This is a genomic window from Providencia sp. PROV201, from assembly GCF_028479545.1.
Lineage (GTDB): Bacteria > Pseudomonadota > Gammaproteobacteria > Enterobacterales > Enterobacteriaceae > Providencia > Providencia huaxiensis.
In genome coordinates, this window is the sequence record NZ_JAMPNW010000003.1 from 37,947 (window position 1) to 57,600 (window position 19,654).

18 protein-coding genes are annotated in these 19,654 nt (G+C 38.9%); 11 read left to right on the top strand and 7 right to left on the bottom strand.

The window, feature by feature from the left end; all coding sequences use genetic code 11:
* Nucleotides 1-376: 376 nt before the first annotated feature.
* A complete protein-coding gene (locus tag PR809_RS03500; protein WP_102138038.1) occupies nucleotides 377-2,023 on the top strand; it encodes a fumarate hydratase in 1,647 nt (548 codons plus the stop codon).
* A gap of 214 nt (nucleotides 2,024-2,237) precedes the next feature.
* Here PR809_RS03500 and PR809_RS03505 read toward each other — a convergent pair whose 3' ends face one another.
* The 6 genes from PR809_RS03505 to PR809_RS03530 form a co-directional block, all read right to left on the bottom strand.
* Nucleotides 2,238-3,203, bottom strand: a complete 966-nt coding sequence (locus PR809_RS03505) for a fimbrial protein (RefSeq protein ID WP_102138039.1) — start codon at nucleotides 3,201-3,203, stop codon at nucleotides 2,238-2,240.
* Nucleotides 3,204-3,215: 12 nt separating this feature from the next.
* Entirely contained in the window at nucleotides 3,216-3,692 is a 477-nt protein-coding gene (locus PR809_RS03510) for a fimbrial protein (protein WP_229597484.1), read from the bottom strand.
* Between the two features lie 85 nt (nucleotides 3,693-3,777).
* Nucleotides 3,778-4,506 (bottom strand): fimbrial biogenesis chaperone, encoded by a 729-nt coding sequence (locus tag PR809_RS03515; protein WP_102138041.1) that lies wholly within the window; start codon nucleotides 4,504-4,506, stop codon nucleotides 3,778-3,780.
* A gap of 11 nt (nucleotides 4,507-4,517) precedes the next feature.
* On the bottom strand, nucleotides 4,518-7,013 hold the full coding sequence (locus tag PR809_RS03520) for a fimbria/pilus outer membrane usher protein (protein ID WP_206277048.1): 2,496 nt from the start codon (nucleotides 7,011-7,013) through the stop codon (nucleotides 4,518-4,520).
* 71 nt (nucleotides 7,014-7,084) lie between these two features.
* A complete protein-coding gene (locus tag PR809_RS03525; RefSeq protein WP_102138043.1) occupies nucleotides 7,085-7,642 on the bottom strand; it encodes a fimbrial protein in 558 nt (185 codons plus the stop codon).
* A 232-nt stretch (nucleotides 7,643-7,874) separates the two neighbouring features.
* Entirely contained in the window at nucleotides 7,875-8,111 is a 237-nt protein-coding gene (locus PR809_RS03530) for a helix-turn-helix domain-containing protein (RefSeq protein WP_004907928.1), read from the bottom strand.
* Between the two features lie 1,298 nt (nucleotides 8,112-9,409).
* Here PR809_RS03530 and PR809_RS03535 point away from each other — a divergent pair.
* The 9 genes from PR809_RS03535 (at nucleotide 9,410) to PR809_RS03575 (ending at nucleotide 16,750) form a co-directional block, all read left to right on the top strand.
* A complete protein-coding gene (locus PR809_RS03535) occupies nucleotides 9,410-9,616 on the top strand; it encodes a nitrilase-related carbon-nitrogen hydrolase (RefSeq protein ID WP_102138044.1) in 207 nt (68 codons plus the stop codon).
* 14 nt (nucleotides 9,617-9,630) lie between these two features.
* Nucleotides 9,631-9,777, top strand: a complete 147-nt coding sequence (locus PR809_RS03540; RefSeq protein WP_206276806.1) for a hypothetical protein — start codon at nucleotides 9,631-9,633, stop codon at nucleotides 9,775-9,777.
* A gap of 78 nt (nucleotides 9,778-9,855) precedes the next feature.
* Nucleotides 9,856-10,854, top strand: a complete 999-nt coding sequence (locus PR809_RS03545; RefSeq protein ID WP_206276805.1) for a 3-oxoacyl-[acyl-carrier-protein] synthase III C-terminal domain-containing protein — start codon at nucleotides 9,856-9,858, stop codon at nucleotides 10,852-10,854.
* Nucleotides 10,851-11,858, top strand: coding sequence for an NAD-dependent epimerase/dehydratase family protein (locus tag PR809_RS03550; RefSeq protein WP_206276804.1), 1,008 nt, complete (start codon nucleotides 10,851-10,853; stop codon nucleotides 11,856-11,858). Before PR809_RS03545 ends, PR809_RS03550 begins: the two co-directional genes overlap by 4 nt.
* Nucleotides 11,852-12,655 carry an MBL fold metallo-hydrolase gene (locus tag PR809_RS03555; protein WP_102138047.1) on the top strand — a complete coding sequence of 268 codons (804 nt, stop codon included), beginning with the start codon at nucleotides 11,852-11,854 and terminating at the stop codon, nucleotides 12,653-12,655. The genes PR809_RS03550 and PR809_RS03555 overlap by 7 nt, the downstream gene beginning before the upstream one ends.
* Nucleotides 12,649-13,929, top strand: a complete 1,281-nt coding sequence (locus PR809_RS03560) for a F390 synthetase-related protein (protein ID WP_272524454.1) — start codon at nucleotides 12,649-12,651, stop codon at nucleotides 13,927-13,929. Before PR809_RS03555 ends, PR809_RS03560 begins: the two co-directional genes overlap by 7 nt.
* On the top strand, nucleotides 13,926-14,540 hold the full coding sequence (locus PR809_RS03565) for a phosphatase PAP2 family protein (protein WP_206276803.1): 615 nt from the start codon (nucleotides 13,926-13,928) through the stop codon (nucleotides 14,538-14,540). Before PR809_RS03560 ends, PR809_RS03565 begins: the two co-directional genes overlap by 4 nt.
* Nucleotides 14,533-15,657: a sterol desaturase family protein gene (locus tag PR809_RS03570; RefSeq protein ID WP_206276802.1), complete on the top strand. Its 1,125-nt coding sequence runs from the start codon at nucleotides 14,533-14,535 to the stop codon at nucleotides 15,655-15,657. Before PR809_RS03565 ends, PR809_RS03570 begins: the two co-directional genes overlap by 8 nt.
* Nucleotides 15,647-16,750, top strand: a complete 1,104-nt coding sequence (locus tag PR809_RS03575; RefSeq protein ID WP_206276801.1) for a fatty acid desaturase family protein — start codon at nucleotides 15,647-15,649, stop codon at nucleotides 16,748-16,750. The genes PR809_RS03570 and PR809_RS03575 overlap by 11 nt, the downstream gene beginning before the upstream one ends.
* Before the next feature lie 33 nt (nucleotides 16,751-16,783).
* On the opposite strand, the gene PR809_RS03580 is transcribed toward PR809_RS03575, so the two are convergent.
* The gene (locus tag PR809_RS03580; protein WP_206276800.1) at nucleotides 16,784-18,103 is read right to left on the bottom strand and encodes a polysaccharide deacetylase family protein; all 1,320 of its coding nucleotides are present in this window, start codon (nucleotides 18,101-18,103) and stop codon (nucleotides 16,784-16,786) included.
* A gap of 293 nt (nucleotides 18,104-18,396) precedes the next feature.
* Here PR809_RS03580 and PR809_RS03585 point away from each other — a divergent pair, with 293 nt between their 5' ends.
* Complete coding sequence (locus PR809_RS03585) at nucleotides 18,397-19,509, top strand: mandelate racemase/muconate lactonizing enzyme family protein (protein ID WP_102138053.1); 1,113 nt, start codon at nucleotides 18,397-18,399, stop codon at nucleotides 19,507-19,509.
* The last annotated feature ends 145 nt before the right edge of the window (nucleotides 19,510-19,654 follow it).

A 19,654-nucleotide genomic window follows, 5' to 3' on the forward strand; every position in this document is an offset into this window, starting at 1 on the left:
ATATTCAATAGGTATATATCGTGATTACACATGAAAAAATCAAATAACCGGTAACATCTATAACAAATAATTAAAGTTGCAGTTAATAATATTATTATGTGATTTAAATCTAATTTTCATTAATCCTTATCTTTTATCTCAATAAATTTAACCAACATCATATTATCCCCTGCATCCCTTTGAATATAATAATCAAATTAGTATAATCCCAAGCTAAACTGTAACTTTTAGTGATTTATTTTGTGATTTTTGTTTCATTATTGCACCTATAAATTTTACTTTGTATCTTTCGCGTTAAACCAATTAAAGAATAAACATAAGCCTGCGGGTGACTATTTTTGGAAATTCCACTGAAATTAATATGTGAGTGAGCAAAATGGCTAATAAAGAGTTTTTTTACCAAGAACCTTATCCATTATCTGAGGATAAAACCGAGTATTTCCAAGTCTCTGATAAATATGTTTCTGTAGAACAATTTGCGGGAAAGCAAATTTTAAAAGTTGAACCTGAAGCATTAACCCTCCTTGCCGAACACGCAATTTATGAATCTCAGTTTTTTTTAAGAGCCGCGCACCAGAAACAAGTCGCTGCTATCTTACATGACCCAGAAGCCAGCGAAAACGACAGATATGTTGCATTGCAGTTACTTCGCAATGCTGAAATTTCGGCAAAAGGTATATTACCAAACTGCCAAGATACGGGCACTGTCGCGGTTGTTGGGAAAAAAGGTCAACAAGTTTGGACAGACTGCGACGACGAAGAGTACCTCTCTCGAGGGATTTATAACGTCTTCCAACACGAAAACCTACGTTTTTCTCAAAATGCCCCGCTAGATATGTTTAATGAAGTCAATACTGGCACAAACCTACCTGCTCAGTTTGACATTTTTGCGACCACTGGCGATGAATATCATTTCCTGTTTGTTAACAAAGGCGGCGGTTCAGCAAATAAATCAGCACTTTACCAAGAAACAAAAGCAACATTAACTCCAGCTAAGTTAAAAAATTTCTTAATTGAAAAAATGCGGAATCTAGGCACAACAGCTTGCCCGCCTTATCATATTGCCTTTGTTATCGGTGGTACTTCTGCAGAAACAACCCTGAAAACCGCCAAACTTGCCTCTGCAAAATACTACGATAATCTGCCAACCACAGGTAATGAGTATGGCCGTGCCTTCCGTGATATAGAGCTAGAAAATGAGTTATTAGAAGCTTCACGTCATCTTGGTTTTGGCGCACAATTTGGTGGTAAATATTTTGCTCACGATGTTCGTGTTGTTCGTTTACCTCGCCACGGTGCCTCTTGCCCAATCGGCTTAGCTATTTCTTGCTCTGCTGATAGAAACATTAAAGCCAAAATAACCAAAAGCGGTTTATGGCTTGAAAAAATGGAGCACAACCCAGCCCAATACATTCCTGAGTCTATGCGTAATCAAGCTGAAGGAAAAGTAGTACATATTGACCTCAACCGCCCAATGAAAGACATTTTGGCTGAGCTGAGTAAACACCCTGTATCAACACGTGTTTCCCTCAGTGGGCCACTTATTATTGCTCGGGATATTGCGCATACGAAATTGAAAGAGCGTTTAGATAGCGGCGAAGAACTGCCTCAATACTTTAAAGATCACATGGTGTATTACGCAGGCCCAGCGAAGAAACCTGAAGATATGGTTTCCGGTTCTTTGGGCCCAACAACCGGTAATCGGATGGATCCTTATGTCGATCTATTCCAGTCCCACGGTGGCAGCATGCTAATGTTGGCGAAAGGTAACCGAACTCAATTGGTGACGGATGCCTGTAAAAAGCATGGTGGGTTCTATTTAGGCAGTATTGGTGGGTCCGCAGCAATACTTGCTCAAGAATATGTGAAAAGTCTAAATTGCCTTGAATATCCAGAACTTGGAATGGAAGCAATTTGGAAAATGGAAGTTGAAGGGTTACCTGCGTTCATTTTGGTTGATGACAAAGGAAATAACTTCTTTGAGCAAGTGCAAAATGAAACTTGCGGCAAATGTGTTAAATAGAGTTAGCCACCCTAGCGCAAAGGAGTGCGCTAACTTTCGTTAGCCGGTATGACGATGTAGCATAGCCATGCTGTTACATAATCATACAGTTACATAATCACACAGTTATATAATCACACAGTTATATAATAAAAGAGTGGGCCAAAAGCCCACTCTTTTACTATCATTTTATACTATTATTTTAACTATCACTCACATCGATATATTACTGATATCAATAATAGTTAATTCGAACAATGGTTGAGGCGTTAAATCCACCCGTTTTCACCGTCCCCGCCTTTTTAATTGTTGCACTGTAATCACGGGTTACTGAAGTACTTCCTTGCGGTAGGCTACCAAAAAACTGGAAGTAATTGAATTTTATATTATTACTTTTATCGTCCATAATTATTAAGTTGGTGCCATTTTTTAAATCAATCGCATATTCACCATTCAGTGGATCAGTCGTTTCAAAATTGATATTCATAGAGAAATTATCAAGACAACCTCTTTTCACCGCTTGGACTTGAAAATCCTTTTTAAACTCTTTCCCTTGATTCAAGTCTGTAATCATTAGCTGGCCAAAATCAATTTGCTGTGACTCAGGGAAAACTTTAATATCTGCGCCGCACTTTAAGAAACGGATCCCCCGTAATCCAGATATCGAGTAGCGTAAGTTTTTCGCCCCTGGTGTCGTATTGATCCCACCGCTCCCATCAAATTGGAAAACTGTAAATTGATTATCACCCTCATAGTTACCTGATGGCGGTACAGTCCCTGTCACTTTGATATACAGTGTAAATGTCACCGTCACTGTCACGTTTTCGTTGCCACTAATTGGTTTTGTACCTAAACTCACTTTTTGTTTATCTCTCTCAAGCTGTTGGCCTTGATAGTTCGCACCGAGTAGTAAGCCAGTACCTAACTTTTGAGATGTTGGGTTAAAATACATATGAACAACGTCAACCATATTTCCAAGCACGTTGTCGCAAAAAACGGTGACTGTCAGTGGGTCAGATTGCCAAATAATTGTTCCGTCTGGTGTATCTGCCGGAATAGCTAATTGGCCAACAGGTACTGCAGGTTTAATAACCACTCCGGTTCCGGCTTCCACACAATCTAATGCAAAGGTTTTTGGGCTAATAAAAACGAATAGAAATACAATATAAAAACCATATTTTTGAATAAACCTGTGTATCATGATTTATACACCTTATAGGTAAGTAATATTTAAGGTAATTTGCGTTTTAATATTACCCACTGTTAATTCATTTCTGGGTAGATAACTCTCTAGCATGGAATAAATCGTAATTTGCTGGTTATCATCAAAATAGATTGGATAACTACGATATTCACCATTAGGAACAATATTGCTATCTTTATCCATTAAGCGAATGCCGTAGCCATTTAGAATGGTTTTACCACCAAATAAATTGCGGTCTGTACTTGCAGTTGGCTCTGAAATAAACATGATCCTGACAACTGGATCCCTATCATCGCGATCGCGTTTTGGGAAAATGCAGTCATCAAATTTTAATTTGATTTCATGCTTAGGGCTTCTATCCCCAATTTCATTAAAATAATTCAGAGATATTGGGCCTAATTCAATATTTTGATCTATAGAGTAAAATGAAATTTTACAAGGCAATGCCACTACATTCCCTGTAAAATTAAGATCACCTCTCATCATGCTACTATCTGCATAGCTTTGGCTTCCACATAGAGATAGCATGAAAAGACATATTGAAAAGTAGCAATTTCTCATATCTAAAATCCTATTGGCTCTCTTTTGACAGCTGGCAGGTCGACGCAGCGCATTGGTAAGTCAACATTTTCATCCCACCGTAATCATCCATATAGCCGGTATATAATTGATTAAAACCGCTTGTCGGCACGGAGACACTTTCCTTAGAAAGCGGAGCAATCATCACACTTTCAAAACCAGGGAAATTTTTCTGGTTGTTGTTACTAAGGTAACCCAGTGTCACGTAATATTTAGTTGGGTTTTCAATTAATAATTGTCCACCTGTATGCGTATATTTCAGCTCTTTAGCCCATACTTTGTCGCTATTATTTTCGATTTGAGGTGGCCGATAAAACATTTTTAGACGGCTTTGAATCGCAATCTGAACAACATTTTCTTTATCTGCAACAGGGGGGATTTCGCGCACATTTAAATAGAACAGCGATTCTCTATCTTGTGGAAGAGCATCAATTCCCTCTGTTTTAATAATTTTTATTTGGTTTTTAGCATTAGGCTCAACACGTTGCATCGGTGGTAAAACCGTAAAAGGTTCAGAAACCTTATTCCCTTTTTCATCTTCCATCCAAGATTGGGCTAAATAAGGCATTGTTTTACTTTGATTATTAATAACCAGACTTATTGATTTATCTTTACCTGGAAAAATAATTCGTGTACGGTCAATATTGATCGCAGCAGACGCAACTTGCATGCCGACAAAAACTAATGAAAATCCTAAAGCTACTACATACTTTTTACTCATACATCATTCCTTTATTGGCAAGGGATCAGGACTTTACCCTGATTTTTTTCGGCAATATTAGGTAAATTCAAACTACATTGGTTTGCGCCCGCAGCCCATTTCACTATGTAGCTTTCTTCTGGATCCACACCCGTTAAATACGCAACGCCGCTATCAGCAATAATTCCGACTTCTCTTCCTGTGCTTGACTCAATCACACTGGTGCCAAGCGGTGGATAATTTCCATTATTCAAACGGATAATTGCTAAAATACGTTTTCCTTGATTCGCTTTTATTCTCTGATAACCAATTGACCCCTCAGTCAGGGTTTTACCAATAATGTTGTCATTGACATCTACATCATCAGGTAATGTATTCATATCAATGTAAACATCTGAATTAGAAAAACTATTTAAGCTTGTCGCTACACCAATCCCAAATCGGTTTGTGACTGATTCGCCATTATCAATCGAAATCCCTGCAACATTGTCACTATCAATCATCACACGAGGCTCGTTGTTAGTCCCGTTGCGGTGCATGGCCGCACCGTATTTCGTTGCTGTCATGGAACCATACCAACTACCACCGACAGCACGATATGAGTTCACATTTTCAGTCGCATTAACATTTAATACGCCATAAGGTGATGAATATTGATAACTACCACTGATATTTGGTTCTGCGCGTCCAAGTTTGTGCTGATCACCACCAACACGCATACTCCAATAGTTGTTATTCTCGTTTGCACTGTAATAACCCACAGATTGACCAAAGCTATGGTCATTGTCTGCATACTGAGCGTCATAACTCACTGAAGCGCCATTTTCGAGTGGCACGGAGAAAGATAGATAAATTTGATTATCATCCGTCTCTTCATATTTAATTTTATTGAGTGATAATGTGCCGGAAATATTTTTAATTTGCCCAATACTAAATAACTTACTAAAACTCATCCCAAAGTTTGTTGTTGATTCACTATTCCAAAATTGGCGATGAGAAGCATTAAAATAGACAGTTAAATCCAGTGGGCTAATGTATTGATTAAAAGACGCGGTATAGACGTTTTTGTCACGTCTAAAATCAAGCACACCGTTAGCTGCATCAATGTATTGAGGCATCGTTAAGAATTCTTTTTCAGAAAATTTATAGCCTGCGAATGTTATCTGTGAATTGGTAGATTCAAAACGTTTAGAATAATTTAAACGATAGCTATTACCTGAATAAGATCCAAAATTATCTAAATTTGCATGGGTGCGAGTGATATCAACAGAGATAGCACCAAACATATTCATGTTTTGCCCTATCCCCAAGTTCATCGCTTGATAATTGTTATTATCTACCGTTGCAATTAACCCACCAAAGATGGATGTATCACCAAATAAACCATAGGAAACTTCTCCTACAATAAACTTAGGATCAATTTTCTGTGAGCGACCAAATGGGTCGGATTGCCCCATGGTAAATTTATAAAGTAGCTGCCCCTGACGCGTTAAAAATGGCAACGATGCCGCTGTCACTTGATAAGTGGTTTTTGAACCATCTTCTTCCTCAATGGTTACATCTAAAGTACCTTGTACCGCTTCAGTGATATCTTGAACATTAAATGGCCCTGGAGCGACTTTAACTTGCTTAATCACACGCCCATTCTGTGAAATAATCACCATCGCATTCGTTTTCGCAATACCGGTAACCTGAGGTGCATAACCGCGTAATGAAGGTGGAAGCATCCGGTTATCACTAAAAATAGACGCCCCTATAAAGCGAAAACTATCAAATAAGTCAGTCTTCAAATAAGACTCACCAAGTAAAACCTTTGCACCCATTTGAGGTAAAGCACGAAAAGCGTATAACTGAGTCCAATCAAACCGCTCATTCGTTTTACCTTGAGAACGATTATATTGATATTGATAGTCAGCACGAAAACGCCAAGCTCCTAAGTTAACGCCAGCGGTACCGTTACTACTACCACTGAATGTTTCACTGTTATTTTTAGGCGCTGAGTAATTGACAAACAGGTTATAGTCGAGAAATGCGCCCGCAATCCCATTTTCCCATTGGGAAGGTGGAACCCAATACGGGTCATCATATTCAAGCCAAGCTTGAGGGATAGAAAATAAGATATTCTGATTCGCTTTATCAAAGCGATAGGTAATATCTAAATTTTTAGATAGTTCAACACACTGACCATTATTATTTTGCAGAAGTTCTTCCTTTACCTTCTTTTTTAATGCAAAAATATTTACCATCTCTGGTGTAATACAGAGTGTTGAAGTATCTTTATTCTCTTCAATGAATTTAATTAAATACTGCCCAGATAACTTTCTACCATTCAATGTAATATCTGTTAAATATTCACCAGCAGGAATAAAATCGGGATTAGAAAACTGACTCAAATCAATATTATCTCTGTCCTTAGCATCAATAATATTCATATTAAATTCCACTGCATTCGCTATTCCCGAAACGGAAAACGCCAAAGCAATTGAAAATAATATTTTATTTATTTTAAACTGAGGCAATAGAGACATGATGTTCCCTGTCAAAAAATAAAAAAAGGAAAATAACAGGCAAATATATGCCTGTTATTTAAAATAAAAAATTACAGGTAGTTTAAAGCGTAAGTTGCTTGAGAAATAATGCTACCAGTTTCAACTTTGCTACCATTTGCTTCAACACGTGCACTGAATGCTAATTTATTTGGACCATCCGCTAATGGCATCTCAACGCTGGTATCACCAACTTTCATTGTTGCGCCATCTGCGTTGATTAAACGAACACCCACACCTTTAGAAGTACCAGTATTTGCCAGCAATTCTTTAGCTGTAGTATCTGGAGTACCAGTGAACGTTACTTTAACTTTGCTAACCGCAGGGAAGATAACTTTGTTGTCAGCATCTGTCACTGCACCTAAATCACAGTTTTCTAACTGGATATTGTATTGAACGCTTTGGCTATATTTGTTACCAGTTTCCAATACTTTATTTGCAACTTGGCCAAGGTCAACGTTGATTGTACCATCACCAGGGATTGAGCAAGGTGCATTAATCACTTTACCAGTAAAGTTGATGATGCCACTTCCTTGATCTACAGGTGCTGCGTGTGCAATACCAAATGAAGAAGCGATAATTGTAGCTAATGCAATTTTAGTTAATTTCATTTATATTTTCCTATAAAAAGACGACAGATGTACCAATCACCTAATAATCAATAAATTATTAAGTTGATATTTATTTACTGAGAGTGTAATGATAAATAAGATACAAGATCTAGGTTTTTACTAGATAAAAGTAAAAACACTACACCTTTATTAATTTAAATTATTAATTAATTTAAAAACATATAACTTTATTAATTTAATCTTGTAACCAGATTATTCTTATTTTTTTAAATTAATTATTTTCTTTATTGATAAAAACATCATCGATAAAAAAACAAATCATTTCAGTTTCTAACGCATTAGCAAGCACGTGCAAATTCTCAATATTAATATTGCACTCGCCTCTTTCATAGCGGGAAATTTGCTGCTGACTAACGCCAACAAGATTCGCTAATTCAATACCTGAAAGCCCTAAGTGCTTTCTTCTTTTTCTAATCTCTCTGCCTACTATCCGATTTACATTTATCATTAACAATAGCCCAAAATAACCTAAAATATTAAATGGCTAAATTATATTACAGATCAAAATCTTTAACATAATAAACTGCACTGATTATACACCGCTTATATATCCAAATCAAAATAGCAAGAACCAATTAAAACACGAAATTTGAGTTAATTATAGTTTTCAATATATAAAAGTAAAACTGTTTATAACGATCAATATAATAAATTAAAGCCATTGAAACCTATCAATATTTCATTATTTAAGCTTTGATTATCTTATAAGATAAAAATCACATTGTTCATATTAGTTACTATTTTTTATAAAACGAATTACACCATCTCAAGGTGTTGATTTTAAATCAAAAAAAATAATAACCATCACCAATGGTAACATCGGGAAATATGCCGTAAATTTAATTTCCAATAAAATAAAGGCATTTACTGTTGATTTAATATGGTATTCATTGATTAATAAGTATTTTTATGTATTTATTTTTATAAATTAATTTAATTTTTACATTTTTAATGTTTACTTCAAAAAAACAACTGACAATGTTTTTTTTATTTTTATCATTTATTATGATTAGATTAATAGCAATTTTAACTTACTCACATTAAGGGTTTAGAATATAAAAAACTGAAATACCCTTTAAATTACTACTATTTAATCATGAATAGAGCAAGTTACTCATAATTAAAGTAAAAAAATGTCGATAGCCTTCATTAACACATATTTAGAGTAAAATAAAACAATTTATGACATAAATAACCTTTAAATAACAACAAGTTACATTTATTTCAAATTGTAACAAATCACAAATGTATATTGCAATTTTATAGAGTTAAAATGGAAAATAACAAAAATAAAACATAATAATATTAGCCTGGAGCATTACAAAATGAGTAATACAAGCATTTCACTTCGCAATTTCCCCAATAAATAGTCAAAATGACAAGAAAGACACCTATCATTATTACATTTTGCGCTCATAGCTTAAGTTAGTTTCTTGCCTTTAATGCTAAGAATAAAGGTTACTTACATGGCTAATTCACTAAATAAAGACACTTATTAAGATAAAATCACCCAAGCACCTTTAAGCAAAGTTGATAATATAAGAATATTAAAGCTAAATTAAAGATTTTTTTCACATAATGTAACTATGAATCATCTTTTTAAGTTAACTTACCCGAAAAAAACACCTGTAACGAGTTAGTTAAACATTATATTCAACAACTTATAATAATAAAATACAAAAATAACTCATTATTTTTTGTTCGAACGACATATTTTTATCTCCTTAACCTAAGGAGATAAAAAGAATGCAAAGATACCCCCTACTTCACGCTGCAACAGTTCAGTTTCGACATCGCCCTAATGATAAGACCTATAACCTAGACCGTATTCATAACTTTATTACCCAAGTCGAACAACAAGACGTGAAAATAGTGGTGTTGCCTGAGATATGTATTACTGGTTATTGGCATGTGCCAAAGTTACCAGATGAGGCTTTTTCATGCCTTAAGTGAAACTTTAAGCTCAAATGACACTCGCTCAACATTGTGAACAAGCCCAATGGTGTATTGATGTGATATGGCAGGCTTCATTGCCTAAATCATGGCAAAAAACCATCAATGAATTAATTGATGAAGTTTATGAAATATTCTTAAGAGAAAGAGAATCAGAATAACTCCGTAATTCCTATATATTAAATATTTGAACTCTGATATTTATTGTCATTATCATCGCAAGATAGGCACATATTGATATGTCTGGTAACCAGTCAATAACCCCCCTAAAAATCATTGCTTCTGGAGTTGCACTTCCTGAGCATAAAATTTACTCATCCATGTTGGATGAAAAATTAAATAAACCAAAAGGGTTTGTCGAAAAACATTCAGGTATCGAATACCGCTTCCATGCAACTCATACCGATTCACAAGCAGTATTAGCCGCACTAGCGATTCAAAATGCTTTACATACGAACCATATCGCACCAGCCAGTATTGATATGTTGATTAATGCTTCAGCTATCCCAGTGCAAGCGCTACCGTGTTCAGCTGCGCATATCCTTGAGCAATCGAATTTAAACCAAGGTATTGCCTGCTTTGATGTCAACTCCAGTTGCATCAGCTTCATCACTGCACTTCAGGTCGCGGCTGGGTTATTAGCCACCAGTGCTTACCAACGCATCGCAATTGTTTCTGCAGATATCGCCTCGCGCGGTATTGACTGGCAAGATAAAGAATCATCGCTGATTTTTGGTGATGGCGCAGCTTGTGTTGTTGTGGAAAAAGGAGATGGAAATAGCGGAATTATTTCTTACACCCATACCACCTATACTGCAGGGATCGATTTTTGCGAAATTCGCGCAGGTGGCACAAGATGCAACCCGCGCTCAGGTATGACTGACGATGATTTTCTTTTTCATATGCAAGGGAAAAAACTGTTTCGCCTCGCGTCTTCTTTGATTGAAGATTTTATGCAACAGGTTTTCAGTGAATCGGGTTTACAGCTCAAACAAATTGGTACCGTTATCCCACACCAAGCCAGTCACCTTTCTTTAGAACATATGCGCCAACGTGTAGGCGTGACGACTGACCAACTGATTGATATTTACCGTCACCGCGGGAACCAAGTCGCGGCATCGATTCCTTCAGCACTGCACGAAGCGATTATCACAGGCCGTTTCTATGAAAAACAAAGTGCGATGCTGATTGGTACTGCCGCCGGTTTAGCGTTGTGCGCTATGGTGTTGGTGCCATGAAGATCTTGGTAACAGGCGCAACAAGTGGCCTGGGACGTAATGCTAGCGAGTACTTACTTCAAAGAGGCATTGATGTCGTCGCTTGTGGCCGAAACCATCAAGCAGGGGAACAGTTAAGCCAATTAGGTGCAACATTTATTGCCAGTGAATTATCTGAACTTACCGTTCAAGAAGCAAAAATACTCATGGCGGGCTGTGATGCAATTTGGCATTGCGCTGCCCTTTCCTCGCCTTGGGGAAAACGCCAAGATTTTGAGAAAACAAACGTTCATGCAACTCAAATATTGGCTACCGCTGCGGGGGAAGCCAAAGTTTCACGCTTTATCCATATTTCCACCCCTGCCATCTATTTTAATTTCACCCACCAGCAAAATATTCCTGAGTCTACGGTTAATAAACATTTCGCTAACCAATACGCTAGAACAAAATATTTAGCCGAGACTATGATAGAACAGTGTGTTAGGCAGTTTCCAACAACGCGTTACACTATTTTGCGCCCTCGAGGCTTATTTGGCCCTCATGATCGCGTTTTGCTACCGCGTTTGCTTGCCCAAATAAAATCACGAAAAGGAAAGTTGGTCTTGCCTAATGGGGGAAATAACCATTTTGACCTCACCTATGTGGGAAATGTGGTTCACAGCATGCAGCTGGCGACGTTCAAAGAAACACTCCCCAGTGGCGCCATTTATAATATTACGAACCAGCAGCCACAAGCTCTTAAACAAACATTAAATCAGCTATTTAGTGAACTTAACTTAGATTGTGAAATTCGTTCAGCCCCTTACCCTTTACTGTATGCTATTGCCTGTCTATTAGAGACCATTGGCTATTTAACGGGAAAAGAGCCATTACTGACACGCTATAGCCTTGGCGCTGCCTATTTCACCATGACATTAGATAACCAAAAAGCCCAACAAGAGCTGGGTTACTATCCTTTATATAGTATGCAACAAGGCGTTCATTTAACTGCAAAATGGCTGAAACAACAGGAGACCCCATGCTAACTATTCATCAATATGAGGTGGGTTATTGCACACATCCAGGCTGTGTAGCTTTGAAAGGTGCTAGTTTTAAATCCTGTAAATTCCCAGCAAGAGCATGGCTGATTGAAGATGAGCACCAACGTTGGCTGTTTGATACCGGTTATGCCACCCATTTTTATGATCATACGCGCCATGGCATTATGCGGCTATACCGAACAGTTACCCCAGTGTATTTCGACAGCAAAGACGCCCTTGTCAATCAATTGGCTAGTGATGGCCTAAAACCTAATGATATCAATGGTGTGATTTTGTCCCATTTTCATGGCGACCATATCGCAGGGCTACGTGACTTCCCCATCATACCCATTATTTGTTCAGGGGATGGTTGGGCTAAAACTCGCCCTTTAACTGGGTTTGCTGCACTGAAAAATGCCTTTGTCAGTGGTCTATTACCTGACGACTTCGAACAACGTACTGTATTTTATGAAGGTTTCCCCAAGGTCGCGTTACCCAATGAATTGCAAGTTTTAGGCGAAGGCTATGCCGTCAATCAGCAGAAAACGTTACTCATTGTCCCTCTCCCTGGGCATGCTGCAGGGCATATTGGTTTGTGTGTACTAACTAACTCAGGCTGGATATTGCTCGCAGGCGATGCGGCTTGGTCTCCCACTAATTATCGTGAATTACGCGGCCCTATGGCAATTGCCAATATCATCATGGATGATAAGCAAGCTTATTATGAAACACTAAATAAATTGCATGAGATTGATAAACGCAATGTGGTTATCCAACTGTGCCATGAAGGGGATTTATTGTGATCCTCTCGATGCTCTGGCATTACTGGCGCGCACGCCGTTTAAAATTTAAAACTCGGGATGAACTAGAAGCCCATCAACAACGACATTTGGCACAATTCAAGCGCAACGTATTAACCAAAAGCCCCTATTTTCAGCCTTATATTCATCAAGAGTTACATGATTTCCCCATTATGAATAAGCAAATCATGATGGATAATTTTGATGAAATGAATACCGCCGGGCTTTCTAGTCAAAAACTTCTAGAATGTGCACAAAAAAGTGAGCAATCTCGGGATTTTGCCCCTAAAGTGGGGCGCTACAGTGTCGGGTTATCCTCTGGAACTTCAGGCCGTCGAGGCCTGTTCGTTGTTAGCCCAGAAGAACAAAATGTCTGGTCTGGCAGTATGTTAGCTAAAATGTTACCTAAAGGCTTGTTTAGTGGTGAACGCGTTGCACTGTTTTTACGTGCCAATAATAACCTGTATGAAAGTGTCAATAACCGTTGGATTTCACTACGTTTTTATGACCTTTTTGCAGATTTTGACCTACAACTCGCTGCGCTTGAACAATATCAACCTTCCATCATCGTTGCGCCAGCCCAAGTGTTATGCGCGATTGCTGATGCCATCAGCCAACAGAAAATTCAATTAAATACACAAAAAGTGATTTCTGTCGCTGAGGTATTAGAGCCTCATGACAAACAAAAATTACAGGAGTATTTCCCCAATGTCGGGGAAGTCTACCAAGCAACGGAAGGGTTTTTAGGCTGTACTTGTTCCCATGGTACTTTGCACTTAAATGAAGCGTTTGTGCATATTGAGCCTAATTGGCTTGATAATGACCGTTTTTCGCCGATTATCACGGATTTTACCCGTAAAACACAGCCTATTGTTCGCTATCAACTGGATGATGTGTTAGTGGTGAAAAAAAATGCCTGCCCCTGTGGCTCTCCTGAAATGGCGATTGAACGCATTGAGGGCCGCAGTGATGATTTGCTGCAACTTCCAGGCTATAACGGCAAAATTGTGACGATTTTCGCCGATCCCTGTGCAAGGGTTATTGTGAATCACTTACCTGTTACTGCCGATTTCCGCTTAACACAGCAAGGAAACTCATTATATTTACAGGCTGAATGTTCCCCTACGGAGCTGTCCCATTGCCAACAACAACTGGCAGGCTATTTTTCAAACCAACACGTTGATATTACTCAATTAGATTGGCAATTATCATCAGCTGCTATTATGCAAACACTCTCGGTTAAAAAGCGACGCATAACCCGTAAGGAAGCGAAATGAGTAGCAAAGAATTATTCACTCGCCTTATTTATTGCCTGCTCGGCTGGGGAACCGTTGGTATTGTTTATCAATATACCGGGCAAGTAATGGGGCAGGCTCATATTTTGTCCCCCAGTGAGATTGATAATGCCGTGCCATTTTCACCCGACGCCATCTGGCTTTATCTCTCATTTTTCCTGTTTATCCCACTTGGGTATTTTCTCAGCCCTCTAAGAAAGGCTCGCTCACTCATGTATGCCATGCAGCTCTGTGCGCTGGTTTCTGGGGCGGTCTATCTGTGGTATCCCACGACCATGCTGTACCACGATTACGACTTTTCAACCTTATCTGGGCGGATTTTGTCTGCATTGATTGATATTGATAGCCCACAAAATTTACTCCCTTCTCTACATGTCTCATTGACTCTCGTCGTACTGAATGCATTATGGTCAACACAACAAAAATTTCGCACGGTTCTCGCCGTGATTTGGGCCATTGCTATTTGTGTCTCTGTATTGGTGTTAAAACGCCATTTATTTATTGATGTTGTCACTGGCGCACTCACCGCTTGTGGAGCATTAGTGATTGTTCACACTGCGAAGTTTGTCTTAAAGAGAAACACTAATGAATGAATTAACCTTTCCGATTGTTTTCATGTTAGCGGTCGTAGTCGCAGAAGGTTTAGTGATCGCTAAAACACAAAAAGGCACCGTTAGCTGGCAAGAATTGGTATTCAACCTCAATTCCGGCCATATCATGTTATGGTTATTCAGAGGGTTAGAGATTTTCTGTTACGGCTTTGTCGTGACCCACTACTCATTCAACCTCGTTGAAAACTGGCTAACCGCACTGGTGTGGGTGTTTGCGATTTTGGCTTGGGACTTTGGTTTTTACTGGCTACACCGTTTGCACCATACCTACCGTGTTTTATGGGCCGTTCATGTGGTACATCACCAAGGGGAACACTACAATCTATCATTAGGTGTGCGTAATTCTTGGTACTCATCACTGACATCAATCCCATTCTTTATGTTACTGGCGCTAATGGGGATCCCCTTAGAGGTGTTTATCACCGTTTCAATATTGCACTATACCATTCAGTTTTTTAACCACAGTGCGCTGATCCCTCGTTTGGGTTGGTTAGAGAAATTCATGGTAACGCCACAACACCACCGAGTTCATCATGTCAAGGAAGGGCATTATTCCAACCGTAATTTTGGTGGCAGTTTTATTTTTTGGGACAAACTGTTTGGTACATTTTCCAAATTGCCTGAAACTGAGCACCATTTTGGTATCAAAGGGGCTCCCGCATCTGAAAACCCGTTTATTGATAGTAATTTACCTTTTTGGCGTATCATTAAACGCCGCAGTCAACCCAAGGTAAAACCCGCACCATTATTTCGTGTAAACCAAATTGCATTAGTAATGGGAACGCTCCTTCTATTTAGCCTAGTTATTGGTTATGTCTATATTTATGGCTATGGTTACCAAGGGACGACTCAACAACAAGTAATTTTATTTATCTTATTAGCCTTAGGTACCGTGGCACTATCCGGTATTTCAGATGGCCGTAAAATTGGCCTGTTGAGCTGGTTTTTCATCGCTTGCTTGCTATTAATTTGCATTTTATTTATTTGGCAATGGACAACCCCATTTTGGGTTATTTTTACCAGTGCTCTGTGGTTGCATAGTTTATTAATGTTAATCGGTATAGGCCGAAAACCCATACAGGTGAGTGATGTCTTCTGAGCCGCTAAGGCCGTTAGGCTACCAACATCGCCATGACCAAGCGTTCCAAAAAGCATTGAACATGGCGGCCAAACACTATTTACAACAGCGGGCTGATCACCGATTCGCTGACACACGTTTTTATTTAAAAAGTCTGGTTTTAATCTTGTGCTGCTTAGGCAGCTACGGCATAGCGTTATGTGTTAATACGTCTTGGGCGTTTTTTATTTTTTACCCTCTATTTATTTGCTTCGCATTGTTATTGGCGATTAATTTAGTTCACGATGCTTCCCATAATGCAATTTTTAAACAGGCCAAAGCCAATTATTGGCTCAATTTTTGGGTCACTATTCCGTTGGGTTTAGACCCTGAATGTTGGCGAGTCAGGCATATTATTTTTCACCATGCGCACACCAATATTCGCCATTATGATTTAGATATCGAAGAAAATTTCGTCTTACGCCAAACCCCTTATCAGCGCTGGTACCCGTTTATGCGAGCTCAGCATCTGTATTGGCCATTAATTGCCGCAATGACTTTCCCTGCACTGATTTGGTTCTTTGATTGGATGGACAGATTTCATTTGACGCGCGTCGCCCCTCATATGCGCCATCAAGGCCGTCGTGGTATTGGGGCATTTTTATTGGCTAAGTTACTGCATTTGATTGTTGCAATAGTCATACCTGCGTTTGTTATTACTGATATCAGTTTAGGGACCTTGCTGCTCACTTACTTATTTAGCCAAATGTTTGCCTCTCTCATATTTGTTGTATTGATACTTGGCACCCATTGGGCGAAAGCAACTTTTTATACGCCTCCCAAAGAAGGCAATATGCCACATGGTTTTTATACTCACACGTTTTCAACCACTTATGATTGGCAAACCACGCCTCGTTGGCTAACCTATTGGTTAGGCGGGTTAAACTTACATCTTACGCACCATTTATTTCCCAATTGGAACCACCGCCATTACCCTGCCCTTGCTAAGATTATTGAGCAAACCGCCAAACAGTTTTCGATGGATTATCATTGTATTAGCGCAAAAGAATTGTTTGTTTACCAACAGCAGTTTTTAAAAGAGATGGGAACGGGCAAGAAAGCGGATGAGCACTGAGCCAAAAACCCAGTGCTTAGTTCACTACATTGATTATCTATCGATAATAATATTTTGATTTATCACGCTTTTTTCACTATTACCCACCATCTGAGCAAATTTCTCTAATGGGTCAGTCCGAAAAGCATACAAACGTTTGAGCGCAAAAGGGTTATCCCCCAATTTGACTTTTCCTTGAATGGTCGTGACGGCAAGGTGTAGCCCCGCATCTTTAGCCGCATCCATCGCTGATTGGTTATAACCACCAAATGGATATGCAAGGTAACGCTGCTCAGGTTCGAAACGACTTAAAACTCTTATCGACCGTTTAAAATCCAACATGATCGTATGTTCTTTCCGGCTAAATAAAATGGGTGAATTATGGTTATCTAAACGATGTAAAAAGTGAGTATGAGATTGGATATTAAAAACGTCTCGACTATCTTTGATTTCTTGCTTATTCATAAATTGCAAGTCATGCGCTGACCATTTTTGTGGCTGTGTTTTGATACGTGAAGAAATAATAAACAACGTCGCCTGCTGGCGGTTATGCCTTAAAATCGGTAATGCATAGCGATAAACTGATTTTAAACCATCATCAAATGTCAGCACGACGGCTTTACCAGGTAGGTTAGCGGATTTATTCAGATAATCTTCCACATCGGCAAGCGAAAGTGTTTGGTAACCCGCCTGTTTTAAATAATTCATTTGTTCTCGAAATGCTTCTACCGATGTCGTCGTGGATGTTTCACGGAAATGCTTATTTTCACTATCTTTGAGAATATGGTGATAAGTTAAAATTGGAATGCCTTTATCTAATGCGACATCATCTAAACGCACATAACCCAGCCTATCCCCTATACGGATGGTTAGCCAAGCACTCTTTTCTCCTGCTTTATCCGTTTTAATCATCCGAGCTAACACAGGGTAGCGCAGGTTTTCCCATAAAGAGGCAATTTGCTTACGATTACCCTGAGTTGAGTTATATACCGCTGTTTTTTGGTGTGTGACCAAATAATCATAAATAGGATTTTGTAAGTCATTTAGCCTATCTACTTCAGGGACATAACGCGGTTTTTGGTTAGAAAACGATATTGTTTTTACAAATGCGTAGTCATTGCCAAACTGCATCGCGCAATAATCCCCTGAGGGAGAATAAGCGTAAAAACCGTGTTCTGCGTTAAGTTCTGCGACAGCGCGCATTTCTCCAGCAATCATCGCAAAAATAATTTCAGGCTGTTTCGTTTGCACTAGCTTTGGTGGGATGTCTGCCAACTGCCAATCGTCAGTGTTGTTGACGGTCTCAGAAGCCATAGATTGGGGAAGATAATTCGTAAATAAAATACAAAGCAATAAAAGAAATCGTCTAGACATGTTTTATCCACTATAACGCTGGGTTTCCGTAATTATTCTAAACCGACTCTAGATTGAACCCCATACCCTGATAGAAATTTTTATTATTCCCTGCCACCCATTATTTTCGCCCACTAAGCTGTTATACCAATTTTAAAAATATGACCTAACCTATCACACAGAATAAAGAGATCTAGCTCATATTTATCAGTAAAAAACACCATACAGGCACAATCTGTAAATCATTTGACAGTTTAATCCATTTCCCGCTGCTAGATTGGCATTCAACCACCTTACAACACCTGGGAACAACAATGAAAATAAAAGAAATTAGTACTTTTATCATGCACGTACCTGTCACTAATGACCTAATTGGTGACTCAACTCACAGCATTACCCATTGGGGGATGCCGGGTGTCATGATCAAAACAGAATGTGGATTAGTCGGTTATGGCCATACAGGGACACATGCCGACATCACCACTGACCGTTTAATCACCACTATTATGGAAGATGTTTTCGGCCCAATGTTACTCGGCGAAGACCCAACAGAAGTGCGCTATTTACATCGAAAACTCACTCGCAGCTCAACCAATATCTGGGTAGGTCGTGGTGGTTTGATGCAAATGGCGATTTCTGCCATCGATATCGCCCTTTGGGACCTTAAAGCTAAAGCCGCAGAGCAGCCACTATGGCAACTGTTTGGCGGTTCAAAACACAATAAAGTTAACGCCTATAACACTGACTGCGGTTGGTTAGTGCGTAGCCAAGAAGATTTAGTCGATGATTGTAAAAAAATGATCTTCGAAGAAGGTTTCAAAGCAATAAAAATGAAGATTGGCAAACCCGACCCACGCGAAGATCTTCAGCGTATTGAAGCTGTTCGCAACGCAATTGGCGACGATATCGACCTAATGGTCGATGCAAACGGTAAATGGGATATCAGTATTGCCAAGCAATATGGCCACCGTTTAAATGATTTTAATATTAAGTGGTTTGAAGAACCATTATGGCATGATGATGTCGCCAGCCATAAACAGCTTGCCGCTTATATGGACACACCTATCGCATTAGGTGAATTACTTTATCACAATGATTCATTCAAGGAATTTGTCTTGGCGGGTGCCGTTGATTATTTACAGCCTGATGCAACACGCTGTGGCGGTTTAACGGCGGTATGGGAAATTGCTGACTTAGGTATGGCCTTTAATTTACCCGTGACACCACACCATGGCGATATGATGCAAGCACAATTGCATCTGGTAATGGCACATCCAGCTTGTTCTTTACTGGAATTTATTCCATGGACACTGGATTGCTTTGTTGACCCAGTCGAAGTCATTGATGGTGTTTATACCACACCAACCGCGCCTGGGGCAGGTACAACGTTAAAACCTGAAGCATTAGCTAAATTTAACGTGAAATAATGATCATTCCCTTTTTCAATATTTCATTTCTAACAACATGAAAAAGGGAAATTAATAACAAGAATTATTCATTTTAAATTACTTATTTACACTCTAAATAATTCATGGTGCAGTCAACAACACCGCAACTTGAAGTATGACGAGT